We start from the raw sequence: 22,846 nt of genomic DNA, 5'->3' as shown, positions 1-22,846 counted from the left end.
AGCGCGCGGCTGTCGCGGGTCTGCCGACTACGGGACGGATGCGGGCGCCTCAGCCGGCGCCGGTTCCGCCGCATCCGTGGTCTCGTCCGGGCGGCGCTGCACGAGCTCGCACAGCCACCACACCAGCAGCCCCACGATCAGCACGAGGATCACGTCGCCCACGCTCAGCGGCCGCAGCAGCAGCAGCCAGAGCACGAGCAGGGCGATCAGGATGCAGCGCACGAGCACCCGCTGCGCGTGCATCCAGCGGCCGAACGCGCCGGTGTCGACACCGCGGTCGGCGATCGCGCGTCGCAGACCGGCGTTGATCGAGCCGACTGCATCGCGCACAGCGCGAGCGGGCCGCGAGCGCCCGAGCACCCAGGCGAGGGCCGCGACGATGAGCCCCACGACGGTGAGCACGATCGCGGTGTGCAGCATCGCGTCCACGACCTGTTCGTAGACCGCGATGAGGGCGGCGGGGGCGATGCCCAGCTGCAGAGCCATCGTCGGGAGGAAGGCCCGCAGCGACGAGAGCGCGATGGCGAGGACGCCCGCGCCCACCGCCAGTCCGATCCCGCTGCCGAGCACAGCCACGCCGCGGCGCCGGGCCAGGAGGATGCCGCCGAGGAAGAGCGCGAGGGTGAGGATCGGCAGCCACCAGCCGGCGACGACCGACAGGTTGTAGACCACGCCGACGGTCGCCAGCGCATCGCTCTGCGCCACCACGATGGTGCGGTCGATCTCGGGGATCATCGACGCGATGCCGATTCCCTGATCGGTCAGCCTCTGCTTGACCTGGGCGATGATCGGGCCCAGCTCGATGCCGAGCTCGCCGGTGCCGCTGATCGTCACCACCTCGCCACCGCCGGCGGCGGTGCGCACCAGCACACGGTGACTCGCCTGCAGCGCGGTCTGCCAGGCGGAGGCGAAGGCCTCGGACTCGACCAGGCGCGTGGTCGCCGCGGTCACGAGGTTCTCGAGCCCCTGTGCCGCCGGGGCCCGCAGCAGGTCGATCGCCGCGGCGGCGCGCGGCGGCAGCCCCAGGCCCTGGATGCCGTCGAACAGGTCGTCGGTGACGCCCTGGAAGTCGATCTGCTCGTCGATCGCGGTCGCGACGCCGTTGATGACCATCGCCTGCACCGCCGGATCCTCGGCCAGGGGCGCGAAGGTCTCGACGAAGCGCGACTCGTCGACGAGCTGCACCCGCGTCCACGATCCCACGATCGAGACGGTCACGAGCACCGATGCGAGCACGATGCACACCGCGGACAGCACCGTGCGCCAGCGTCCCCGGCGCGGTGGCGCCTCGTCGCCGTCGGGCCCGGCACCGAGCTGTTCCCGCAGCCTCGCGTTCTCCTCCTCGAGGGCGGCCAGGCGCGCTGCGACGTCTGCGGGGAGGGGGCTCACGGCATCCGAGGTCATTCCCCCCTTATAGCGGTCCCGTGCGTCCGGTGCCAGGTCTCCGGCGCGCGGTCACCTGGCGCGGGTGAGGATCAGACCGCGCGCAGGACGGCGACGACCTTGCCGAGCACGACCGCCTCGTCGCCGAGGATCGGCTCGAACGCGCTGTTGCGCGGCAGCAGCCAGGTGTGCCCGTCGCGCTGGCGGAACGTCTTCACCGTGGCTTCGCCGTCGAGCATCGCCGCGACGATGTCGCCGTTGTCCGCCGTGGCCTGCGAGCGCACCACGACCCAGTCGCCGTCGCAGATCGCGGCGTCGATCATGGATTCGCCGCTGACTTTGAGCATGAACAGCTCGCCCTTGCCGACGAGCTGCCGCGGCAGGGGGAAGATCTCTTCGATCTGCTGCTCCGCGGTGATCGGCACGCCGGCGGCCACCCGCCCGACCAGGGGCACGAGCGCCGCGTCGCCGACGGCGGGGGCGTCGTCGGCGGGGCTTTCGGTCGCCGTCCCGGGGAGGTCGATGAGGACCTCGAGGGCGCGCGTCTTGCCGGCGTCGCGGCGCAGGTATCCGCTCAGTTCGAGCTGGTTGAGCTGGTGGGTGACGCTGGACAGCGACTTGAGCCCGACCGCGTCGCCGATCTCGCGCATGCTCGGCGGATAGCCGTAGCGGGCGATCGAGCGCTGGATCACCTCGAGGATCGCCATCTGCTTCTCGCTGAGGCTCTTGCGCCGGCGGGTCTGCGGCTTCTCGCGGCGGCCGGACGGGGTGCTGGGCTCGCTCATCGCGGTGCTCCTGTCTGCGTGACTCTTCGAATGTCGGAGGTCGGTGGTGGAGTGTCCTCATCGAAACCGTATCCGATGCCGCCAGCGAGTTCAGGAGACGCGCCGTACTTTTCTTGGGAAGCAGAGTCCGGTTTCGTCCGACCTTGACACCGTCCCAGTATAGAAGATAGATTTCGAACAGAGGTTCGCTTTCGACCCTCCCGGCCGAGGGTCGAGGGCGAATCTCTTCCCGGCAGAAACGCGAGGACCGAGATGAGCACTCTCTCCATGGCACCCCCCGCTCCGCTTCACCCAGCGCGGTCGACGCGCCTGCGCCTCACGGTGCGCGGCAGGCGGCTGCTCGGCGTCCTCGCCGCGCTGCCGGCCGCCATCGCGCTGAGCGCGGCGATGCTCGCGGGCGGCTCCGCACTCGCCTCCGACGAGCCCGGCGCCCCCGGCGCGACGTTCGAGACCGTGACCGTCGCCCCCGGCGACTCCCTGTGGGCGATCGCCGCGGAGCACGCCCCAGGCGCCGATCCGCGCGACGTCGTGGACGCCATCGTGCGCCTCAATGCGCTGGATGGGCCCATCGTCCCCGGCCAGGAGCTGGCCCTGCCCGCGGAGTTCTCGCGCTGATCCCACCGCCCTAGCATGGACAGGGTGAGCGCGACCCTCGACGACCTCCCGATACGCGACGATCTGCGCGGCCTCCGTCCCTATGGCGCCCCGCAGGCGGCGCTGCCGATCGCCCTGAACGTCAACGAGAACACCCATCCGGTGCCGCGGCATGTGGCCGACGACATCCTCGACGCGATCGCCCGGGCCTTGCGCGACATCAACCGGTACCCGGATCGCGAGTTCACGGCGCTGCGGGAGGGCTTCGCCGAGTATCTCGGCCACGGCCTGTCGCCCGAGCAGATCTGGGCGGCGAACGGGTCGAACGAAGTGCTGCAGCAGCTGCTGCAGGCTTTCGCCGGGCCCGGGCGCACGGCGATGGGCTTCGCACCGACGTACTCGATGTATCCGCTGCTGACCCGTGGCACCGGCGCGAGATGGATCGAGGGCGTGCGCGAGGATGACTTCACCCTGTCCGCCGGCAGCGCCGCCGCCCAGGTCGGCGACGCAGCACCGGACGTCGTGCTCCTGTGCTCGCCGAACAACCCCACCGGGACACCGCTCTCGCTCGATGCGATCGCCGCCGTTTACGAGGCCACGGACGGGCTGGTCGTCGTCGACGAGGCGTACCAGGAGTTCGCGCCCCGCGACGCGCGGTCGGCGCTGACCCTGCTGCCGGGGCGCCCGCGCCTGGCGGTCTCGCGGACGATGAGCAAGGCGTTCGCCTTCGCGGGGGCGCGGGTGGGCTATCTCGTCGCCGACCCGGCGCTGGTGGACGCGCTGCGCCTGGTGCGCCTGCCCTATCACCTCAGCGCGCTCACCCAGGCGGCGGCCACGGCGGCGCTGCATCACGCCGACACCATGCTGGCGATGGTCGGAGAGATCGTGGCCCAGCGCGACCGCATCTCGGCGACTCTTCCGGCCCTCGGCTACGAGCCGTACGAATCGTGGTCGAACTTCGTCCTGTTCGGCGGCGTCGACGAGCCGGCGGCGGTGTGGCGGTCACTGTACGAGAGCGGCGTGCTCATCCGGGACATCGGCCTGCCCGGTCACCTCCGGGTCACCGCCGGCACCGAGGAGGAGACCACGGCGTTCCTCGATGCCCTGGCCTCGGTAGGATCGGCGTCATGAGCACCGGCCGCACCGCTTCCCGCCGTCGCGCGACGAGCGAGTCGACCGTCGAGCTCGAGATCGACCTGGACGGCACTGGCCGAAGCCGCATCGACACGACCGTGCCCTTCTTCGACCACATGCTCACGGCGTTCGCCAAGCACTCGCTCACCGACCTCACCGTGCGCGCCTCCGGCGACACCGAGATCGACGTCCACCACACCGTGGAGGACGTGTCGATCGTGCTCGGTCAGGCGATCCGCGAGGCCCTGGGCGAGAAGGCGGGCATCTCGCGGTACGGCGACGCCCTGGTGCCCCTCGACGAGGCGCTCGCGCAGGCGGTGGTCGACATCTCCGGGCGCCCGTACCTCGTGCACAGCGGCGAGCCGGCCGGATTCGAGCACCACCTCATCGGGGGTCACTTCACCGGTTCGATGGTGCGGCACTGCTTCGAGGCGATCACCTTCAACGCGGCGCTCACCGTGCACATCACGCTGCTGGGCGGACGCGACCCGCACCACATCGCCGAGGCGGAGTTCAAGGCGTTCGCCCGCGCGTTCCGCCAGGCCAAGGCCCTCGATCCGCAGGTGCAGGGCGTGCCCAGCACCAAGGGCGCCCTGTGACGCCGAGGGCGCTGTGAGCGCGGGCGAGCCCCGCCCGGTCGTCGCGGTCCTCGACTACGGTTCCGGCAACGTCCACTCCGCGGTGAAGGCGCTGCATGCGGCGGGCGCCGACGCACGGCTGACCGCTGACCCCGGCCTGGTGCTTGACGCCGACGGTCTGTTCGTGCCGGGCGTCGGGGCGTTCCGCGCCGTCATGGAGGCGCTGCGTGCGTGCCGCGGCGACGAGCTGATCGACCGGCGGCTCGCCGGCGGCCGGGCCGTGCTCGGGGTGTGCGTGGGGATGCAGGTGATGTTCGAACTGGGCGTGGAGCGCGGGGTCGACACGCCGGGGCTGGGGGAGTGGCCCGGAGTGGTCACCGAACTCGATGCCCCGGTCCTGCCCCACATGGGCTGGAACACGGTCCGGGCGGGCGAAGGGTCGCGGCTGTTCCACGGCATCGAGCACGAGCGCTTCTACTTCGTGCACTCGTTCGGGGTCCAGCAGTGGACGCTCGACGTGCAGCCGCCGTTCCCGCAGCCGGTCCTGACCTGGTGCGACTACGGCACGCCGTTCCTGGCGGCGGTCGAGAACGGGCCGCTCGCGGCGACGCAGTTCCATCCCGAGAAGTCCGGGGATGCCGGCATCCGCCTGCTCGCCAATTGGATCGGTGCGCTGGGCCGGGCTACGATCTAGACCTTGTGCCCATGAGCGATTTCAGCGCCACCCCCGAATTGATCCTGCTTCCCGCCGTCGACGTCGCGGGCGGCAAGGCCGTCCGGCTCACCCAGGGTGAGGCCGGCAGCGAGACCCACTACGGCGATCCGGTCGATGCGGCCCTCGAGTGGGCGCGTCAGGGTGCGCAGTGGATCCACCTCGTCGACCTGGACGCCGCCTTCGGCCGCGGGTCGAACACGGCGATCCTGCGCAAGGTCATCAAGCATGTGCGGGGCGTGAAGATCGAGCTGTCCGGCGGCATCCGCGACGACGCGACCCTGGAGGCGGCGCTCGACAGCGGCGCGGCCCGCATCAACCTCGGCACCGCGGCGCTGGAGAACCCGGAGTGGGCGGCGGACGTCATCGCCCGCTACGGCGACGCCATCGCCGTCGGCCTCGACGTGCGCGGCACGACGCTGGCCGCCCGCGGCTGGACCCGCGAGGGCGGCGACCTGTGGACGGTGCTTGAGCGGCTCGAGGCGGCCGGCTGCAGCCGCTACGTCGTCACCGACGTCACCAAGGACGGCACTCTGCGCGGGCCGAACCTCGATCTGCTGCGTCAGGTGACCGCGCGCACCCCGAAGCCGGTGGTGGCCTCCGGCGGTGTCTCCAGCCTCGACGACATCGAGGCGCTGCGCTCGCTCGTGCCGCTGGGGGTCGAAGGCGCGATCGTGGGCAAGGCCCTGTATGCGGGCGCGTTCACGCTCGCCGAGGCGCTGGATGTCGCCGCCGGCTGAGCCTTCCTCGCACGGCGCCGACTCCGCGGGTGTGCCGTGGGAGGGTCGCAGCTTCCAGCCCAATCCGCACGCCGCCGACGACGGCTCCGCCGACCCGGCGCTGCGGGCGGCGCTGACCGCCTTCCGTGCCGGTGAGGGCGATCAGGTCGCCGTCGTCGAGGCCTACCGGTCGGCGCGGCTGCTGATCCCGCTGGTCGCTCAAGCGGGCGACCACGGCGTCGGCCCGCACGGTCTCGAGGTCGACAAGACGCAGGAGCTGTCGATCGTGACCGTCGCCGCGCCGGACGGGCGCCGCGTGCTGCCGGTGTTCACGTCGGTGGACACGATGCGGAAGTGGGATGCCTCGGCCCGCCCGGTGCCTGCCGACGGTGTGCGCACGGCTCTGGCCGCAGCCGACGACGACACCGACCTCATCGTCATCGACCCCGGATCCGAGACGGAGTTCGTGCTGCGCCGCCCGGCGGTGTGGGCGATCGCCCAGCAGCGCGAGTGGGAGCCCAGCTTCACCTCGCCGGACGTGTTCGCCGGCCTCCAGGAGAGCATCGGCCAGGAGCTCGCCGTGATCGATCTGGCTGTGGCATCCGGCGATCCCGCCGCTCGGCTGCGCGGACCCGAGCTCGTCGTCCGCCTCGAGCTCATGCCGGGGCTCGACCAGGCCGCCCTGGACGCGGTCCTCGCCCGGCTCGCCAAGCGCTGGGCCGCGGATGATCGCATCGCCGTGCTCGTCGACTCGCTGACAGTCAAGCTCGCGCGCGCGAGCTGAGCGCGCAGACCTTCTTTGCCGGAGGCGCGCCGCGCCGGTACATTGACGTACGTCCCGGGCTGGGGCGGGATGCGGGGGAGATCGCATGGACAGACCGAGCGTGCGCGCGCGCCTGCAGTACGGCTTCGATACATGGATGTCGCGCGGAACGATCGCCATCATGGCGCTGCTCGGTGTGGCGACAGTCGCGTTCGTCCTCGTCGTCGCTGCTGTGGTGATTGTCTTCCGTGCGTTTCCCGAAGGCGTAGAGGACGGCGACTTCTGGGATGTCGCATGGGGCAACCTCATGCGCACGCTCGACCCGGGAACCATGGGCGGCGATGCCGGCTGGGGCTTCCGGCTCCTGATGCTGATCGTCACCGTCGGAGGACTGATCATCGTCGCGAGTCTGATCGGGATCGTGTCGGGGGCCTTCGACGACAAGATGGCGCAGCTGCGGAAAGGACGTTCGCGGGTCCTGGAGGACGACCACACGCTGATCCTCGGCTGGAGCAGCAAAGTGATCCCGATCATCGCGGAGGTCTGCATCGCGAACGCGTCCCACCGAAGGGGTGTGATCGTCGTCCTCGCGGATCGCGACAAGGTTGAGATGGAGGAGGAGATTCGCGCGCAGGTGCCGAATCCGGGCCGGACGAAGATCATCTGCCGAAACGGCGACCCGATGTCGCCGCTGGACCTGCAGATCGTGAGCCCGCGGTCGGCGAAGAGCATCATCATCCTGCCCGCCGATGGCGACGCAGACCCGGATGCGACCGCGATCAAGGTCGCGCTGGCGCTCACTCACACGCTGGACCCCGGTCGGGTCCGCCCGCACCTCGTCGCCGAGCTGCGCGATCCCGGGAACCTGGACGCTGCGCACCTCGTCGGCCAGGACCGAGCGCAATGGCTGATCGCGAGCGAACTCATCAGTCGGATGACCGTCCAGACCTGCAGGCAGAGCGGGCTGAGCTTGGTCTACACGGAGCTGCTGGACTTCAGCGGGGACGAGATCTACTTCACGCGTCAGCCGAACCTCGTCGGGTCGACGTATTTCGACGCCCAGCTCTGCTTCGCAGACTCGACTCTTCTCGGCATCGCGACGGCGGACGGCGTCCAGCTCAATCCCCCACCAACCCGGGTCGTGCAGGATGCCGATCGCCTCATCGTGCTGGCGCAGGACGACAGTGCGACAAGCGTGGGGCACCCGGCTGCGGTGGACGAGTCAGCGCTCAGCCACGCCGAGTCCGCCCCGCCACGCGCCGAGCGGACTCTGATCCTCGGCTGCAACTCGAGTCTCCAGACGATCCTCGACGAGCTCGGATCCTATGTGGCACAGGGTTCCGCCGTCTGCGTCGCAGCGGACGTGCCCGAGCCCGCTCTCCGGATCCCGTCCGTCCTCGATCTGACATTCCGGCGGCTCGATACGACGAGCCGTGCGGGTCTGGAGTCTCTCGACATCGTCGACTTCGACCACATCATCGTGCTCGCGTACCGCGATCTGCTCGAGGCGCAGGCAGCCGATGCCCGGACGTTGGTGACGCTCCTTCATCTCCGCGACATCGCCGACCGGCACGCGATCGACCTCAACATCGTCACCGAGATGCTCGACGACCGAAACCGCGAGCTGGCGGAGGTCACGAAGGCGGACGACTTCATCGTGAGTGATCGCCTCGTCAGCCTCATGCTCTCGCAGATCAGCGAGAGTGAGGATCTCGTCGAGGTCTTCCAGGAGCTGTTCTCCAGCACGGGGGTCGAGATCTACCTGCGCCCGGCCGATCTCTATGTCGCGCTGGGCGTGGACGTCGACTTCTCCACGGTGCTCGCGGGCGCCGCCGCGCGCAGAGAGACGGCGATCGGCTACCGCGTCGGGTCAGAGACACGTTCTCGGTCAGCGGGGTACGGAGTTCGTCTGAACCCACCCAAAGGGGAGCGGCGCGCGTTCGCACCGCGCGACAGGATCATCGTGCTTGCTGCGCACGAGCGCAGCGTCCCCGACGGCCCGCAGACCGAGACGGCGAGCGAGGTGCTCTCAGCGTCGTAGGCGCGAGCTGATTCAGGTGACCGGCCCGGTCCACTTCTCGCCGGGGCCCTGCCCGATCGGGTCGGGGAGGGGGGACGCCTCGCGGAACGCGAGCTGCAGCGACCGCAGCCCGTCCCGCAGCGGCGCGGCGTGCGCGCTGCTGATCTCGGGCGCGCCGGCGGTGATGAGCCCGGCCAGCGCGTTGATGAGCTTGCGCGCCTCGTCGAGGTCGCGCTGCGCGCCGGGATCGTCGGCGAGGCCGACCTTGACGGCGGCGGCGCTCATGAGGTGGACGGCCGTGGTGGTGATGACTTCGACCGCGGGGACATCGGCGATGTCGCGAGTCGCCTCCTCGGCGGCGCGCTCCTGCTGGTCCCAGCGGAGCATGCGCTCGTCCTCGGGTTTGTCGTCGGCGGGAGGAATCGTCGTCACGTGCTGCTTTCTGGTAGACTCGGCGCGGTTCTGGAGCGTCCTGCTCCAGGCGTCAAAGAGGATCACATCCCACCCGCGCTTGCCGCTCCAGGCTACCGGGTCACGCACTCCGCCCCGGCCGGATCGGTTCCGGGGTAGTTCAGGGTGCGAGAGCCGGCGCTCCCGCGTCGTGCCGGGTGGGTCTGCGGTCCTCTTCCGCCTCAACCCCGCACCGAAGAGGAGTTCCGCATCAGCGATCCCCGCACCAATGAGCGCATCCGCGTGCCCGAGGTCCGTCTCGTCGGACCGAACGGCGAGCAGGTCGGCGTCGTCCGCATCGAGGTCGCCCAGCGCCTGGCTCAGGAGGCCGAGCTCGACCTCGTCGAGGTGGCACCCAACTCGAAGCCTCCCGTCGTCAAGATCATGGACTACGGGAAGTTCAAGTACGAGGCCGCGCAGAAGGCCAAGGAGGCGCGGCGAAACCAGGCGAACACGGTCCTCAAGGAGGTCCGGTTCCGTCTGAAGATCGAAGCGCACGACTACATCACCAAGCTCAAGCGCGCCGAGGGCTTCCTCAAGTCCGGCGACAAGGTCAAGGCCATGATCCTGTTCCGCGGCCGCGAGCAGCAGCGTCCCGAGCAGGGCGTGCGTCTGCTCAGGAAGTTCGCCGAAGATGTCGCCGAGTTCGGCACCGTCGAGTCGAACCCCACGATCGACGGCCGCAACATGGTGATGGTGATCGCACCGCACAAGAACAAGTCCGAGGTCAAGACGGAGCAGAACGCCCAGCGTGCGGCGAACAAGGAGGCAGCGCGCTCCGCGCGCGCCGCAGGAAGCACAACGAAGGAATAGAGAGATGCCTAAGCAGAAGACCCACTCGGGCTCGAAGAAGCGCTTCAAGGTCACCGGAACCGGAAAGATCATGCGGCAGCAGGCCGGAATGCGCCACAACTTCGAGGGCAAGCCGAGCCGCCGCACCCGCCGGCTTTCGAAGGACCAGGTCCTCGCCCCCGGCGACGCCAAGGTCGCCAAGAAGCTTCTCGGGCGCTGACGCGCGCCGACACACGATAGGAACGAAGAGAAATGGCAAGAGTCAAGCGCGCCGTCAATGCGCACAAGAAGCGTCGCGTCATCCTCGAGCGCGCCTCCGGCTACCGCGGGCAGCGTTCGCGTCTGTACCGCAAGGCGAAGGAGCAGGTCACCCACTCGCTCGTCTACGCGTACCGCGACCGCCGCAAGCGCAAGGGCGACTTCCGTCGTCTGTGGATCCAGCGCATCAACGCTGCGAGCCGTCAGAACGGCCTCACCTACAACCGGTTCATCCAGGGCCTCGGCCTCGCCGGCGTCCAGGTCGACCGTCGCATGCTCGCCGAGCTGGCCGTCAACGAGCCCACGGCGTTCGCCGCGCTCGTCGAGACCGCGAAGAAGGCGCTGCCGGCCGACGCGAACGCCCCCAAGAGCGCCGCGTAGGCCCGAGCCTTCGAAGGGCGTCCTCCCGTACGGAGGGCGCCCTTCGCCGCTGTCGGGCGCCGCGTCCCGCCTAGACTGGGGCCGTGCTGGAGAACCCTCGGTCGCCTCGCGTGCGCGCCGTCGCGAAGCTCGCCAAGCGCAGCGCACGGCATGAGACCGGTCGCTTCCTCCTGGAAGGACCGCAGGCCGTCCGCGAGGCTCTCCGGTTCGCTCCCGAAGCCGTCGAGGAGCTGTACGCGACGCCCGGCGCGATGGAGAAGCATCCCGATGTCCGCGACGGAGCCGGCGACGCAGGGATCGACGTCCGCTTCGCCACCGAGGCGGTCATCGAGGCCATGGCCGACACGGTGACGCCGCAGGGCGTCATCGCCGTCGCCCGGCAGCTGCCCACGTCCGTCCGCGACGTCTTCGCGGCATCCCCCCGCCTCATCGCGATCTGCGAGGAGGTGCGCGATCCCGGCAATCTCGGCACGATCATCAGGGCCGCGGACGCCGCGGGGGCGGATGCCGTGGTGCTCACCGGCCGCACGGTCGATCCGTACCATCCCAAGGTCGTGCGGGCGACCACCGGGTCGCTGTTCCACCTGCCGGTCTCGCTCGGGGGAGAGCTCGCCGGCGTCGTCGGGCGCGCGCGTGCCGCCGGCATGCAGATCTTCGCCGCCGACATCGACGGGGACGACCTGCTCGCTGTGCGGTCCGAAGGCCTGCTTGCCGCGCCGACCGCGTGGCTGTTCGGCAATGAGGCCCGCGGCCTCGACGAGGCCTCCGTCGCGCTGGCCGACCGGTCGCTGCGCCTGCCGATCTTCGGGCGCGCCGAGTCGCTGAACCTGGCCACCGCTGCCAGCGTGTGCCTGTACGAGAGCGCGTTCGCCCAGCGGGCCGACTGACGGGCGGTCACAGATCGGTAAAGGTCGGTGGGGATTGCCCAGCCGTCTGGGCGGCATTGCCTAGTGTGTAGACCTATGACGACCTCGGACGGCACTGCTGCGCCGGAGACCTCGAACATCAGCGTGAGACGAGGCGACCCGCTGGTGGTGATCAGTGATGTGCAGAAGCACTACGGCGACTTCCAGGCCCTCAAGGACATCGACCTGACGGTCCACCGCGGGGAGGTCGTGGTCGTGATCGGCCCGTCCGGCTCGGGCAAGTCGACCCTGTGCCGCACGATCAACCGGCTCGAGACGATCACGAGCGGCACCATCACGATCGACGGCAAGGAGCTGCCCAAGGAGGGCAAGGCGCTCGCGGCGCTGCGTGCGGACGTGGGCATGGTGTTCCAGTCGTTCAACCTCTTCTCGCACCTCACGATCCTCGAGAACGTCACGCTCGGACCGATCAAGGTCAAGGGGATGAAGAAGGCCGACGCGGAGCGCGAGGCGAAGGTGCTGCTGGACCGGGTCGGCGTCGGACAGCAGGCGTCGAAGCTGCCCGCGCAGCTCTCCGGAGGCCAGCAGCAGCGCGTCGCCATCGCGCGAGCCCTCGCCATGAACCCGAAGGTGATGCTCTTCGACGAGCCCACCAGCGCGCTGGACCCCGAGATGATCAACGAGGTGCTCGACGTGATGGTCGGCCTGGCGCACGACGGCATGACGATGATCGTGGTCACCCATGAGATGGGGTTCGCCCGCAAGGCGGCCGACCGGGTGGTGTTCATGGCGGACGGCCAGATCGTCGAGGAGGCCACCCCCGACGAGTTCTTCACCAACCCGAAGACCGACCGCGCCAAGGACTTCCTGTCCAAGCTGATCACCCATTGATGTCCGCGCGCCACGAGTGCGCGGCGTTCCTGACCGATACGAAACCGAGGAGAAGGATCACATGCGCAAGACACGAATCCTCGCCGGGATCGGGCTCGCCGCTGTCGCGGCGCTGACCCTGACGGCGTGCAACAGCGGAACACCGGGAGGTGACACCGGGAACGGCACCGGGGACGCCGATCAGGGCAGCGAGGCGATCTGGGAGGTCGCCACCGATGTGACCATCGAGGGCAGCCCCACGTTCGACCGGATCCAGAGCGCCGGCAAGGTCCAGGTCGGCGTCAAGGAGGACCAGCCCGGTCTGGGCTACCTCGACCCCGCCACCGGTGAGCGCTCCGGCTTCGACGTCGACATCGCGCGCTGGATCGCAGCCTCGCTGGGCTTCGACGAGGCCGACATCGAGTTCCAGCCCATCGCGTCGGCGAACCGCGAGCAGGCGATCGTGAACGGCGACATCGACTACTACGTCGGGACGTACTCGATCACCGACAAGCGCAAGGAGCAGATCTCCTTCGCCGGTCCGTACTTCATCACCGGCCAGGGCCTGCTCGTGGCAGCCGACAACGACACGATCACCGGCATCGACACGCTCACCGCCGACATGACCGTGTGCTCGGCGACCGGCTCGACCTCGATCCAGCGCATCCGGGACGAGACTCCCGCGCAGACCAAGGAGTACGACACGTACTCGACCTGCGTCGAGGACCTCAAGAACGGCCAGGTGGATGCCGTCACCACCGACGAGGCGATCCTGATCGGCTACGCCGCACAGGACCCCGACAACCTCAAGGTCGTCGGTGACGTGTTCAGCGAGGAGCGCTACGGCGTGGGCATCGCCATGGGCGACACCGCGCTGCAGCAGTTCATCAACGACATGTTCACCGAGGGCGGCGACATCTGGCAGGCGATCTTCGAGAAGAACCTCGGCGCCTCCGGTGTGACCGGCACGCAGCCGGCGGTCGACCCGGTCGGCTGATCCGCATCGATCCGGCGGCGGCGCACGCCGCCGCCGGATCACCCGACGTCCCGCCGACGAAGGAGTGCACGTGGGAGTCATCACCGACAACGGCGATCTGTGGGCCGAGGCGATCGGCGGCACGATCGCGCTCTTCGTGGGCGGTGGCGTCATCGCCCTGGTCCTCGGGTTCATCGTGGGCGCGATGCGGGTCTCGCCGATCCCGATCGCCCGGTCGGTCGGCGCGGTGTACGTGAACTGGATCCGGAACACCCCGCTCACCCTGGTGATGTTCTTCTTCGCCTTCTGCCTCCCCATCCTGCTGCGCGAGCGGATCAACCCCCTGGTCCTGGCGACCGCCGCGCTCGGCGTGTACACCGCGACCTACGTCGCCGAGACCATCCGCGCCGGCATCAACACGGTGCCGGTGGGGCAGGCCGAGGCCGCTCGCGCGATCGGATTGACCTTCGGCCAGGTCATGACCCTCGTGGTGCTGCCGCAGGCGACGCGCTCGGTGATCCCGCCGATGATGAGCGTCTTCATCGCCCTGCTGAAGAACACCACCGTGGCGGCCGGCTTCTCGGTGCTCAACCTCGGCTCGATCCGCAACTGGCTCAGCGAGCGCGGTGAGAACTCGCTGGTCGTGCTGCTGCTGGTGGCGGCGATCTTCGTCGTGCTCGTGCTGCTGCTGGCCTGGCTGCAGCGGATCATGGAGAACAAGTGGAGGGTGGCGCGATGAGCTCGGTCCTGTACGATCTGCCCGGCCCCCGCGCCCGGGTCCGCAACCGCATCATCGGCGCGGTGACGGTGCTGGTGGTGCTCGGCATCCTCGCCTGGGTGATCTGGCGCTTCGCCGCCACCGGGCAGTTCAGCCCCGAGAAGTGGGAGATCTTCACCTACACGCGCGTCTGGGTGATCATCGGCGAGGGCGTGCTGGCCACGCTGTCCGCGTTCGGGCTCGCGGCCATCGGGGCGCTGCTGGTCGGCTTCGTCCTCGCCATCGGCCGACTGTCGGACCACGCCTGGGTGCGGGTGCCCGTGGGCTGGATCGTCGAGGTCCTGCGCGCGGTGCCGGTCCTGATCATGATGATGCTCCTCTACTACGGCCTGCCCACCGTCGGCGTGAAGATGGACCCCTACTGGGCGGTCGTGATCGCGCTGATCGCCTACAACGGCTCGGTGCTCGCCGAGGTGCTGCGCGCGGGGGTCGAGGCGCAGCCGCGTGGCCAGAAGGAGGCCGGGTACGCGATCGGCCTGCGCAAGAACGGCGTGATGCGGCTCATCCTGCTCCCGCAGGCGGTGCGGGCGATGATGCCGGTGATCATCGCGCAGCTGGTCGTGACGCTGAAGGACACGGCCCTCGGGTTCATCATCACCTACCCCGAGCTGCTGTACGTGATCAAGCTGCTGGGCTCGAACGCGGTGTACAACTCGCCGCTGATCCCCGCCGCGCTCGTGGGCGGAACGATCTACGTGGCGCTGTGTCTGATCCTGTCGTACATCGCGTACATCGTGGAGAAGCGCTCGCGGCGCACCTCCGGGTCCGCGGGCGCCGAGCTGCCCCTGCAGGACGGCACCGACACCGAGCTCATCGTGGCGCAGACCGGCGCCGGCCGGTTCGGCGCCGGCACCGCGTGACGCGGCGAGTGCCGCGCCCGCGCGTCGGTAGACTCGTACATCGTGTCCGACGCCATCGAAATCAGCCCTGAGGCGGTCGAAGGCGCCGTCGCCGCCGCTCTCGCGGCCGTCGCCGCGGCAGCCTCCACCGCCGAGCTCAAGGCCGCGCGCGCTGCGCATGCGGCCGAGGGCTCCCCGCTCGCGCAGCTGAACGCGCAGCTGCGCCACGTTCCCCAGGAGCGCAGGGCCGAGTTCGGCAAGCTCGTCGGCCAGGCCCGCGGACGGGTGACGCAGGCCTTCCTGACCCGCGAGGAGGAGCTGGCCGAGGCCGAGACGGCGGCGCGGCTGGAGGCCGAGCGCGTGGATGTCACCGCGCTGCCTGCGCGCGCACGCGTGGGCGCCCGGCATCCGCTCACGCTCCTGCAGGAGGAGATCGGCGACATCTTCGTCGGCATGGGCTGGGAGATCGCGGAGGGGCCGGAGCTCGAGCACGAGTGGTTCAACTTCGACGCCCTGAACTTCGACGTCGACCACCCGGCCCGCCAGATGCAGGACACCTTCTTCGTCGACCCCATCGAGCGCCACCTGGTGATGCGCACGCACACGAGCCCGGTCCAGGTCCGTTCGATGCTCGAGCGGGAGCTGCCGATCTACGTCATCTGCCCGGGACGGGTGTACCGCACCGACGAGTTCGACGCGACCCACCTGCCCGTGTTCAGTCAGGTGGAGGGCCTTGTGATCGACAAGGGCATCACGATGGCGAACCTGAGGGGCACGCTCGACCACTTCGCGAAGGTGCTGTTCGGCGCCGAGGCGAAGACGCGCTTCCGCGCCAACTTCTTCCCGTTCACCGAGCCGTCCGCCGAGCTGGACCTGTGGCATCCCACCTTCAAGGGCGGTGCCCGCTGGATCGAGTGGGGCGGCTGCGGCATGGTCAACCCCAATGTGCTGCGCGCCGCGGGGATCGACCCCGAGGTGTACTCGGGCTTCGCGTTCGGGATGGGCATCGAGCGCACGCTGATGTTCCGCTCGGACGTGCAGGACATGCGCGACATGGCCGAGGGCGATGTCCGCTTCAGCGAGCAGTTCGGGATGGTGGTCTGATGCGCGTTCCGCTCTCCTGGCTGCGCGAGTACGTCGATCTGCCCGCCGACGCGACGCCCGAGCAGGTCCTCGCCGACCTCGTCTCGGTCGGCTTCGAAGAGGAGGACGTGCACCGCTTCGAGCTGCAGGGGCCGATCGTCGTCGGCCAGGTGCTCGAGTTCGCCGACGAGCCGCAGTCCAACGGCAAGACGATCCGCTGGTGTCAGGTCGACGTCGGCCCCTCGACGGCGTCGGACGGCGGCCGCGATGTGCGCGGCATCGTCTGCGGTGCGCACAACTTCTTCGCCGGCGACAAGGTCGTGGTCACCCTTCCCGGCGCGGTGCTTCCCGGACCCTTCCCGATCGCCGCGCGCAAGACGTACGGCCATGTCTCCGACGGCATGATCGGCTCGGCCAAGGAGCTGGGCCTGGGCGAGGAGCACTCCGGCATCCTCCGCCTGGTCGAGCTCGGCATCGACGCGCCCGTGGGCACCGACGCGATCGCGCTGCTGGGCCTGGATGACGCCGCGGTGGAGATCAACGTGACCCCCGACCGCGGGTACGCGCTCTCGGTGCGCGGTGTCGCCCGCGAGTACGCGCACGCGACCGGAGCGGATTTCCGCGACCCGGCAGAGCGGGTGTCCGGCGGGGCGGGTCTGGCCGACGCCGAGGCGTTCCCGGTGCGGGTGGTCGACGAGGCGCCCATCCGGGGCCGCGTCGGCGCTTCCGAGTTCGTCGTCCGCATCGTGCGCGATGTCGATCCGACCCGGCCGACGCCCCCGTGGATGGTGGCGCGCCTCGTGCTGGCGGGCATCCGGCCGCTGGGCATCCTCATCGACATCACCAACTACGTGATGCTCGAGCTCGGCAACCCGATCCACGGCTACGACCTGGATCGCCTGCAGGGCGGGATCACCGTGCGCCGCGCGCGCACGGGCGAGAAGCTCGAGACCCTCGACGGCAAGGTGCGCACACTCGACCCGGAGGACCTGCTCATCACCGACGAGTCCGGTCCGATCGGACTCGCCGGCGTCATGGGCGGCGGCACGACCGAGATGTCGGATGCCACCCGCAACGTGCTGATCGAGGCGGCGACCTTCGACCCGGTGACGATCGCGCGCACCGCGCGCCGGCACAAGCTGCCGAGCGAAGCATCCCGCCGCTTCGAGCGCGGCGTCGACCCGGCGATCGCCTTCGCCGCCGCCGCCCGCGTGGCCGAGCTCATGGCCGAGTACGCCGGTGGGACCGACACCGCATCCGGCGGCGCCCTGTTCGCGACGATCGAACAGCAGGGCATCGATCTTCCCCGGAGGTTCGTCCCCGAGCTCATCGGCGTCGCCTACGCGGCCGACGAGATCACCGGCTCGCTCCGGCTGATCGGGTGCGAGGTGACCGAGGGCGCCGACGACGGGTGGATCGTGTTCCCGCCGAGCTGGCGGCCCGACCTGACCGACAAGTGGACGCTCGCCGAGGAGGTCGCCCGGATCCACGGCTATGACCGCATCCCCTCGGTGCTGCCGGTGCCGCCTTCCGGCCGCGGTCTCACCGCGCCGCAGCGGGCGCGCCGCCGGGTCTCGAATGCGCTCGCCGCGGCGGGCTGGGTGGAGACCCCGTCGTTCCCGTTCACCACTGAGGAGCAGAACGACCTGCACGGCTCGGAATCCGGCGAGCATCTGCCGAGTGTGCGGCTGGCCAATCCGCTCGACGGCCAGGCGCCCTTCCTGCGCCGCTCGCTGATCCCGGGGCTGCTGCAGGTGGCCCATCGAAACCACGCGCGCGGCTTCACCGACCTCGCGCTGTTCGAGACCGGCGCCGTCTTCCTCCCCGAGCCCGGGGTCGCGTATGGGACGGAGCACGTGCCGCCGCTGGCGGTGCGTCCGGATGCGGCGACCCTCGCCGAACTGGACGCGTCGATCCCGCCGCAGGCCCGGCACGTCGCGCTCCTGCTCACCGGAGCCCGCATCCCGAAGCAGCCCGGCCAGCCGGCCGTGACCGCCGAGCTGGCGGACGCGCTCGACGCGGTGCGCACCATCGCCGCCGCCGCCGGGGTCACGATCGACGTCGAGCAGGGCCGGCGTGCCGCCCTGCACCCGGGACGCACCGGCGTGCTGACGGTCCGTCCCTCGACAGGCTCGGGTCCCTCGACAGGCTCGGGAACCGGGGCGGGCTCGGGTCCCTCGACGGGCTCGGGTCCCTCGACGGGCTCGGGAACCGCCGGCCGCGTGGTCGTCGGATACGTCGGCGAGCTGCTGCCGGCGGTGGCCGAGGCATCCGATCTTCCCGGCCGTGTGATCGTCGCCGAGCTCGATCTCGATCGGGTCATCGCACTCGCGGGCGGCCGGGTCGTCGCGGCGTCCCTGCCCGGCTACCCGGCGGCCACGCAGGATGTCTCCCTGGTGGTGCCCGCCGGCACACCCGCCGCCGATGTCCGTGCCGCGCTCGTCGAGGGCGCGGGCGAGCTCCTCGAGTCGCTGCGGCTGGTCGACGACTACCGCGGCGCAGGCGTGCCCGAGGGGTCCAAGAGCCTCACGTTCGCCCTGCGCTTCCGCGCGCCTGACCGCACGCTGACCGCAGCGGAGGCGACCGAGGCGAAGCTGCTCGGCGTCGCCGTCGCCGAGGAGCGCTTCGGCGCCAGGCTGCGCGAGTAGCCGCGCGGGAGGGAGAGTGCGGATGTCGGAGACCATCACGCTGCTGGCCGGCGACACGGAGTTCGACGTGTACGTCGCGCGACCCGCCGGCGAACCGCGCGGCGGCGTCGTGCTGATCCCCGAGATCTGGGGCCTGGTGGATCAGATCCGCGACGTCGCCGACCGCTTCGCCGCCGAGGGGTGGCTGGTCGCCGCCGCCGACATCCTCAGTCAGGCCGGGGTGGAGCCGGCGCTGGGGGCCGAGCTGTTCGCGCTGCTCAACAGCGAAGACGAGGAGGCGCGCACGGCCGCCCAGCCGCGCATGCGCGAGGCCCTGGCGGCCGCGAAGGCGCCGGAGTACTCAGCCTGGGCGACACGCGCCCTGCGCACGACGGTGGATCTGCTCGAGGCGAGCCCGGGTGTGGGCGCGCACGTCGCGGTGGTGGGGTTCTGCTTCGGCGGGACCTACGCTTTCCTCCTCGCCGCCGCCGACGACCGGATCCGGGCGGCGGTCCCCTTCTACGGCACCGCGCCCGAGCCGGAGCGGATCGCAGACATCCGCTGCCCGGTGCTCGCCCTGTACGGGCAGCACGATCCCGCGCTCATCGACGCGCTGCCGTCGGTCCGCGCCGAGATGGCCGCCGCCGGGGTCGACTTCGAGGCGGTCGTGTACCCCGATGCCTCGCACGCGTTCTTCAACGACCGGGGGCGGCGCTACCGCGCCGAGGACGCGGCGGATGCGTGGGCGCGGACGCTGCGGTTCCTCGAGACCCACGTCTGAACGCGCCGCGTGCCGATAGGCTCGATCGGTGACGGATCCCCTCCTCCAGCCGAGCGCATCGGCCCTGCAGCTGACCGGCCTGACCAAGCGATTCGGGCAGAAGCTCGCCGTCGACGGCGTCGACCTGGTCGTGCCCACCGGCTCGTTCTTCGGCCTCGTCGGCCCCAACGGGGCGGGCAAGACCACGACCCTGCTGATGGCGACCGGGCTGCTGCGCCCCGACGCGGGGACCGCGAGCGTGCACGGCGTCGACGTGTGGCGGCATCCGGTCGAGGCCAAGCGGCTCATCGGCAATCTCGCCGACGGCGTGCGGCTGTTCGACCGGCTCACCGGCGAGCAGCTGCTCACGTACACGGCCATGATGTTCGGGGTGGACCGTGCAGAGATCCCGCAGCGCGTGTCCGACCTGCTCGACCTCATGGACCTGCGCGAGGCGGCCGGCACCATCGTCGCGGACTACTCGGCCGGCATGACGAAGAAGGCCGGGCTCGCCTGCGCGCTCGTGCACGCGCCGCGGCTGCTGGTGCTCGACGAGCCCTTCGAATCGGTCGACCCGGTTTCGGCCGCCAACATCGAGGACGTCCTGCGCGGCTACACGGGATCCGGCGGCACCGTCATCCTCTCCAGCCACTCCATGGACCTCGTACAGCGCATGTGCGACCACGTGGCGGTGCTCGCGGGCGGCCGCGTCCTCGCCGACGGGACACTCGACGAGGTGCGCGGCGACGACACGCTGCAGGATCGCTTCCTCACCCTCGTCGGCGGCCGCCACAGCTCGGAAGGACCGTCATGGTTGCGACAGTCCTGAGGCTGCGCTACCGGGTCCTGGGCAACACCCTGGCCCGCAACCCGTGGCAGCTCGTCGGGTTCTGCTTCGGGATCCTCGGTGCCCTGTGGGTGGTGGGCCTGGTGGCCGCCGGCGTCGTCGCGGCGACCATCGCCGCCGACCTCGCGACCGTCCGGATGATCGCGGTGCTGGGCGGCTCGCTGCTGGTGCTGGGCTGGGTCATCGGGCCGGTGCTGCTGGCAGGGTTCAACACGACGGTCGATGCTCCGCGGCTCGCACCGTTCCCCCTGACCCTGCGCCAGGTGATGGTCGCGCTGGCGGCCTCCGCCTTCACCGGTGTTCCGGGTCTTGCCACCGGGCTCGCCGTGCTCGTGGCGATCGGGCTGTGGGCGCGCTGGCCGCTCGCGGTCGCCGCGGCGGTGCCGTGCGCGATCCTCGCGCTGCTGACCTGCATCGTCGCGAGCCGCCTCGTGGCGACCCTGTCGGCCGGGACCGGCCGTCGGTGGCAGGAGGTGGTCGGCACCCTCCTGCTGATCGTGGTCATCCTCGCCGGGCCCACCCTCACCGGGCTGCTCGCCCTGCTGGACCGGGCGGTCGACCTCGGCGCGCGGCTGGTGCAGGTCTCGGGCATCCTGGCGTGGACGCCGGTCGGCGCCGCCTGGGCGGTTCCGGGCGACGTGGCGACGGGGGAGTGGGCGGTGGCGGCGGCGCGCTTCGCGATCGCGATCGCGACGCCGGCCCTGCTGTGGCTGGTGTGGATGCGGGTGCTGCGCGCGTCGATCAGCTCGCCTCCGCGCCGGGCCGCCCGGGCGGTCGGGGCCGGACGCGTCGGCCTGTTCGGCATCATGCCCACCGGCGGCGTGGGCGCCACCTGGGCGCGCTCGCTGACGGCATGGCTGCGCGATCCCCGATATCTGCGCCAGCTGCTCATCGTCCCGCTCCTGCCGATCATCTTCGCGCTCGGCGGCGGCGTGGAAAGTCCCCTGTTCACCGCATCCGCCCTCGTCGTCGCGCTGATCCTCGCGTTCGTCGGGTACACCGACGTCTCCTACGACGGCACGGCGTTCGGCACCGTGCTGGCGACCGGGATCCGCGGCCGCGCCGACCGGCTCGGACGGGCGCTCGGCGCCGCATGCGTGCTGATCCCGCTCGTCGTGGTCCTCGACGTCGCGGTCGTCGTGCTCTCCGGCGCGCCGGAGCGGCTGCCGGCGCTGCTCGGCGGCTGCCTGGGACTGCTGCTGACCGGATTCGGGGTGACCGCGGTCTCCTCGGCTCTGCTGGCGACCCCGGTGGCTGCGCCCGGCGACAGTCCGTTCAAGTCGGTGCCCGGCCAGACGTTCGTGAGCGGGCTCATGGTGATGGTGGTGCTCCTGGTCTGCGTGGTCGCGGCCGCGCCGCCCCTCGCGCTCGCGGTCGCCTCGCTCCTTGCCGGCTCGACGCTGCTGGGCGGCTTGGCCCTCGCCGTCGGGATCGGGTACGGGCTCGCGATCGCCGCGGTCGGCGTGATCGTCGGAGGGCGCGTCTTCGATCGGCGAGGACCGGAGCTGCTGATGACCATCAAGAACTTCGCGACGAGCTGAGGAGCGACCCATGCGCGTGCTCGTCCTCGGAGGGACCGGATGGCTGAGCGGCCGGGTGGCCGCGGCGTGGGCGGATGCCGGCGCCCGCGTGACATGCCTCGCCCGCGGGGGGCGCCCCGCGCCCGGCGGCGCGGAGCTCGTGGTGGCCGACCGCGCGGATGCGGACGCCTATGCCGCCGTCGCGGGGAGGGAGTGGGACGAGGTCGTGGACGTGTCGTCCCGCGCCGCCCACGTCGCCGCCGCGGTCGCGGCGCTCGGCGATCGTGCCGCCCACTGGACGTACGTGTCGACGGTGTCGGTGTACCGCGACGCGACGGTGGTCGGCGCGGACGAGACCGCCGCGCTGCTCGAGCCCGCGGGGCCGGAGGACGAGGACGACTACGGGCGGCAGAAGGTCGCCGCCGAAGAGGCGGTCCGGCGGGCCCGCGGCGCCGAGGCCGCGGTCGTGCGGCCCGGCCTCATCGTCGGACCCGGCGACCCGACCGACCGCTTCGGCTACTGGGCCGGGCGGTTCGCGCTCGCCGATGCAGCGCCGGTGCTCGCGCCCGGCCGTGCCGAGCTGCGAGTGCAGGTGATCGACGTCGACGACCTCGCGGCGTTCGTCTTCTCGGTCGGAGATGGCCGCTGGACGGGCACCGTGGATGCGGTCGGCGACAGCCACCCGTTCCCCGCCTTCGCCGGCCTCGCGCGTGCGGTGGCCGGTCACACCGGGGACGTCGCCGCCGCCGACGACGAATGGCTGATCGGCCAGGGGGTCGCCTACTGGGCCGGGCCGCGCTCGCTTCCGCTCTGGCTGCCCGCCGACATGCCGGGCTTCGCGACCAGGTCGAACGCCACCTACCGCGCCGCGGGCGGCGGCGTCCGCCCGCTCGCCGACACCCTGGCGCGCACGCTCGACGACGAACGGGCCCGCGGTCTCGACCGTTTCCGCGCCGCGGGGCTGACCCGCGCCGAAGAGCTCGAGCTCATCGCCCGCCTGCCATGACGAAGCGCCTCGATTTGCGGCGTCCGCCGGTATCCCGCTATCGTCTCGGCATGCCCACGGCCCCGCTGTCCGCCGCCTCCGCGGCTCTGCGCGTGCGCCGTCGTC

24 protein-coding genes are annotated in these 22,846 nt (G+C 70.9%); 21 read left to right on the top strand and 3 right to left on the bottom strand.

Translation table 11 applies throughout. The features are described from left to right. Positions 1-27: 27 nt before the first annotated feature. Both ACIWQI_RS14225 and lexA read right to left on the bottom strand, forming a co-directional pair. Positions 28-1,404: a hypothetical protein gene (locus ACIWQI_RS14225; RefSeq protein WP_396658374.1), complete on the bottom strand. Its 1,377-nt coding sequence runs from the start codon at positions 1,402-1,404 to the stop codon at positions 28-30. A gap of 71 nt (positions 1,405-1,475) precedes the next feature. Continuing rightward, positions 1,476-2,168, bottom strand: a complete 693-nt coding sequence (gene lexA / locus ACIWQI_RS14220) for a transcriptional repressor LexA (RefSeq protein ID WP_396658373.1) — start codon at positions 2,166-2,168, stop codon at positions 1,476-1,478. Positions 2,169-2,420: 252 nt separating this feature from the next. Between lexA and ACIWQI_RS14215 the strand changes: the two genes are divergently transcribed. From ACIWQI_RS14215 to ACIWQI_RS14185, 7 genes are all read left to right on the top strand, one after another. Next, positions 2,421-2,783: a LysM peptidoglycan-binding domain-containing protein gene (locus ACIWQI_RS14215; RefSeq protein WP_396658371.1), complete on the top strand. Its 363-nt coding sequence runs from the start codon at positions 2,421-2,423 to the stop codon at positions 2,781-2,783. A 15-nt stretch (positions 2,784-2,798) separates the two neighbouring features. Beyond that, complete coding sequence (locus ACIWQI_RS14210) at positions 2,799-3,893, top strand: histidinol-phosphate transaminase (protein WP_396658369.1); 1,095 nt, start codon at positions 2,799-2,801, stop codon at positions 3,891-3,893. Beyond that, positions 3,890-4,495 carry an imidazoleglycerol-phosphate dehydratase HisB gene (hisB, locus tag ACIWQI_RS14205; RefSeq protein WP_396658368.1) on the top strand — a complete coding sequence of 202 codons (606 nt, stop codon included), beginning with the start codon at positions 3,890-3,892 and terminating at the stop codon, positions 4,493-4,495. The genes ACIWQI_RS14210 and hisB overlap by 4 nt, the downstream gene beginning before the upstream one ends. A 13-nt stretch (positions 4,496-4,508) precedes the next feature. After that, on the top strand, positions 4,509-5,168 hold the full coding sequence (gene hisH, locus ACIWQI_RS14200) for an imidazole glycerol phosphate synthase subunit HisH (RefSeq protein ID WP_396658366.1): 660 nt from the start codon (positions 4,509-4,511) through the stop codon (positions 5,166-5,168). Positions 5,169-5,179: 11 nt separating this feature from the next. Then, positions 5,180-5,926, top strand: a complete 747-nt coding sequence (gene priA / locus ACIWQI_RS14195; RefSeq protein ID WP_396658364.1) for a bifunctional 1-(5-phosphoribosyl)-5-((5-phosphoribosylamino)methylideneamino)imidazole-4-carboxamide isomerase/phosphoribosylanthranilate isomerase PriA — start codon at positions 5,180-5,182, stop codon at positions 5,924-5,926. Further along, the gene (locus tag ACIWQI_RS14190; RefSeq protein WP_396658362.1) at positions 5,910-6,689 is read left to right on the top strand and encodes an SseB family protein; all 780 of its coding nucleotides are present in this window, start codon (positions 5,910-5,912) and stop codon (positions 6,687-6,689) included. Before priA ends, ACIWQI_RS14190 begins: the two co-directional genes overlap by 17 nt. A gap of 85 nt (positions 6,690-6,774) precedes the next feature. Further along, on the top strand, positions 6,775-8,709 hold the full coding sequence (locus ACIWQI_RS14185; protein WP_396658360.1) for a hypothetical protein: 1,935 nt from the start codon (positions 6,775-6,777) through the stop codon (positions 8,707-8,709). A 12-nt stretch (positions 8,710-8,721) separates the two neighbouring features. Here the strand turns inward: ACIWQI_RS14185 and ACIWQI_RS14180 are convergent, their stop codons facing one another. Continuing rightward, positions 8,722-9,075: a DUF1844 domain-containing protein gene (locus ACIWQI_RS14180; RefSeq protein WP_396658394.1), complete on the bottom strand. Its 354-nt coding sequence runs from the start codon at positions 9,073-9,075 to the stop codon at positions 8,722-8,724. Between the two features lie 273 nt (positions 9,076-9,348). Here ACIWQI_RS14180 and infC point away from each other — a divergent pair, with 273 nt between their 5' ends. The 14 genes from infC to ACIWQI_RS14110 all read left to right on the top strand — a co-directional run bounded on the left by infC (position 9,349) and on the right by ACIWQI_RS14110 (position 22,741). Next, positions 9,349-9,951: a translation initiation factor IF-3 gene (gene infC, locus ACIWQI_RS14175; protein ID WP_396658393.1), complete on the top strand. Its 603-nt coding sequence runs from the start codon at positions 9,349-9,351 to the stop codon at positions 9,949-9,951. Positions 9,952-9,955: 4 nt separating this feature from the next. Continuing rightward, positions 9,956-10,150, top strand: coding sequence for a 50S ribosomal protein L35 (gene rpmI / locus ACIWQI_RS14170; RefSeq protein ID WP_396658359.1), 195 nt, complete (start codon positions 9,956-9,958; stop codon positions 10,148-10,150). 32 nt (positions 10,151-10,182) lie between these two features. Next, positions 10,183-10,569 carry a 50S ribosomal protein L20 gene (gene rplT, locus ACIWQI_RS14165; protein ID WP_396658358.1) on the top strand — a complete coding sequence of 129 codons (387 nt, stop codon included), beginning with the start codon at positions 10,183-10,185 and terminating at the stop codon, positions 10,567-10,569. Positions 10,570-10,652: 83 nt separating this feature from the next. Next, complete coding sequence (locus tag ACIWQI_RS14160) at positions 10,653-11,456, top strand: TrmH family RNA methyltransferase (protein ID WP_396658357.1); 804 nt, start codon at positions 10,653-10,655, stop codon at positions 11,454-11,456. 75 nt (positions 11,457-11,531) lie between these two features. Continuing rightward, the gene (locus ACIWQI_RS14155; protein ID WP_396658355.1) at positions 11,532-12,326 is read left to right on the top strand and encodes an amino acid ABC transporter ATP-binding protein; all 795 of its coding nucleotides are present in this window, start codon (positions 11,532-11,534) and stop codon (positions 12,324-12,326) included. Between the two features lie 61 nt (positions 12,327-12,387). Next, on the top strand, positions 12,388-13,302 hold the full coding sequence (locus tag ACIWQI_RS14150; RefSeq protein WP_396658354.1) for a glutamate ABC transporter substrate-binding protein: 915 nt from the start codon (positions 12,388-12,390) through the stop codon (positions 13,300-13,302). 70 nt (positions 13,303-13,372) lie between these two features. Further along, positions 13,373-14,020, top strand: coding sequence for an amino acid ABC transporter permease (locus tag ACIWQI_RS14145; RefSeq protein ID WP_396658353.1), 648 nt, complete (start codon positions 13,373-13,375; stop codon positions 14,018-14,020). Next, positions 14,017-14,919, top strand: coding sequence for an amino acid ABC transporter permease (locus tag ACIWQI_RS14140; RefSeq protein ID WP_396658352.1), 903 nt, complete (start codon positions 14,017-14,019; stop codon positions 14,917-14,919). The genes ACIWQI_RS14145 and ACIWQI_RS14140 overlap by 4 nt, the downstream gene beginning before the upstream one ends. Positions 14,920-14,961: 42 nt before the next feature. Next, a complete protein-coding gene (gene pheS / locus ACIWQI_RS14135; RefSeq protein WP_396658350.1) occupies positions 14,962-16,002 on the top strand; it encodes a phenylalanine--tRNA ligase subunit alpha in 1,041 nt (346 codons plus the stop codon). Then, the gene (pheT, locus tag ACIWQI_RS14130) at positions 16,002-18,629 is read left to right on the top strand and encodes a phenylalanine--tRNA ligase subunit beta (protein WP_396658348.1); all 2,628 of its coding nucleotides are present in this window, start codon (positions 16,002-16,004) and stop codon (positions 18,627-18,629) included. The genes pheS and pheT overlap by 1 nt, the downstream gene beginning before the upstream one ends. Positions 18,630-18,651: 22 nt before the next feature. Further along, a complete protein-coding gene (locus ACIWQI_RS14125) occupies positions 18,652-19,389 on the top strand; it encodes a dienelactone hydrolase family protein (RefSeq protein WP_396658346.1) in 738 nt (245 codons plus the stop codon). 28 nt (positions 19,390-19,417) lie between these two features. Continuing rightward, positions 19,418-20,197 (top strand): ABC transporter ATP-binding protein, encoded by a 780-nt coding sequence (locus tag ACIWQI_RS14120; RefSeq protein ID WP_396658345.1) that lies wholly within the window; start codon positions 19,418-19,420, stop codon positions 20,195-20,197. Then, positions 20,179-21,756 (top strand): hypothetical protein, encoded by a 1,578-nt coding sequence (locus ACIWQI_RS14115; RefSeq protein ID WP_396658344.1) that lies wholly within the window; start codon positions 20,179-20,181, stop codon positions 21,754-21,756. The genes ACIWQI_RS14120 and ACIWQI_RS14115 overlap by 19 nt, the downstream gene beginning before the upstream one ends. Before the next feature lie 10 nt (positions 21,757-21,766). Beyond that, the gene (locus ACIWQI_RS14110) at positions 21,767-22,741 is read left to right on the top strand and encodes an NAD-dependent epimerase/dehydratase family protein (RefSeq protein WP_396658342.1); all 975 of its coding nucleotides are present in this window, start codon (positions 21,767-21,769) and stop codon (positions 22,739-22,741) included. Positions 22,742-22,846 lie beyond the last annotated feature (105 nt).

The organism is Microbacterium sp., assembly GCF_044508325.1.
GTDB lineage: Bacteria > Actinomycetota > Actinomycetes > Actinomycetales > Microbacteriaceae > Microbacterium.
This window is presented reverse-complemented; position numbering and strand designations above follow the sequence as displayed.

Coding starts and splice junctions, on each gene's coding strand:
- priA (WP_396658364.1), top strand. CDS start 5,180: ATGAGCGATTTCAGCGCCACCCCCGAATTGATCCTGCTTCCCGCCGTC.
- ACIWQI_RS14155 (WP_396658355.1), top strand. CDS start 11,532: ATGACGACCTCGGACGGCACTGCTGCGCCGGAGACCTCGAACATCAGC.
- ACIWQI_RS14115 (WP_396658344.1), top strand. CDS start 20,179: ATGGTTGCGACAGTCCTGAGGCTGCGCTACCGGGTCCTGGGCAACACC.
- ACIWQI_RS14150 (WP_396658354.1), top strand. CDS start 12,388: ATGCGCAAGACACGAATCCTCGCCGGGATCGGGCTCGCCGCTGTCGCG.
- ACIWQI_RS14185 (WP_396658360.1), top strand. CDS start 6,775: ATGGACAGACCGAGCGTGCGCGCGCGCCTGCAGTACGGCTTCGATACA.
- ACIWQI_RS14125 (WP_396658346.1), top strand. CDS start 18,652: ATGTCGGAGACCATCACGCTGCTGGCCGGCGACACGGAGTTCGACGTG.
- rplT (WP_396658358.1), top strand. CDS start 10,183: ATGGCAAGAGTCAAGCGCGCCGTCAATGCGCACAAGAAGCGTCGCGTC.
- ACIWQI_RS14210 (WP_396658369.1), top strand. CDS start 2,799: ATGGACAGGGTGAGCGCGACCCTCGACGACCTCCCGATACGCGACGAT.
- ACIWQI_RS14225 (WP_396658374.1), bottom strand. CDS start 1,404: ATGACCTCGGATGCCGTGAGCCCCCTCCCCGCAGACGTCGCAGCGCGC.
- ACIWQI_RS14215 (WP_396658371.1), top strand. CDS start 2,421: ATGAGCACTCTCTCCATGGCACCCCCCGCTCCGCTTCACCCAGCGCGG.
- ACIWQI_RS14140 (WP_396658352.1), top strand. CDS start 14,017: ATGAGCTCGGTCCTGTACGATCTGCCCGGCCCCCGCGCCCGGGTCCGC.
- ACIWQI_RS14190 (WP_396658362.1), top strand. CDS start 5,910: ATGTCGCCGCCGGCTGAGCCTTCCTCGCACGGCGCCGACTCCGCGGGT.
- pheT (WP_396658348.1), top strand. CDS start 16,002: ATGCGCGTTCCGCTCTCCTGGCTGCGCGAGTACGTCGATCTGCCCGCC.
- lexA (WP_396658373.1), bottom strand. CDS start 2,168: ATGAGCGAGCCCAGCACCCCGTCCGGCCGCCGCGAGAAGCCGCAGACC.
- ACIWQI_RS14180 (WP_396658394.1), bottom strand. CDS start 9,075: ATGCTCCGCTGGGACCAGCAGGAGCGCGCCGCCGAGGAGGCGACTCGC.
- ACIWQI_RS14110 (WP_396658342.1), top strand. CDS start 21,767: ATGCGCGTGCTCGTCCTCGGAGGGACCGGATGGCTGAGCGGCCGGGTG.
- hisB (WP_396658368.1), top strand. CDS start 3,890: ATGAGCACCGGCCGCACCGCTTCCCGCCGTCGCGCGACGAGCGAGTCG.
- rpmI (WP_396658359.1), top strand. CDS start 9,956: ATGCCTAAGCAGAAGACCCACTCGGGCTCGAAGAAGCGCTTCAAGGTC.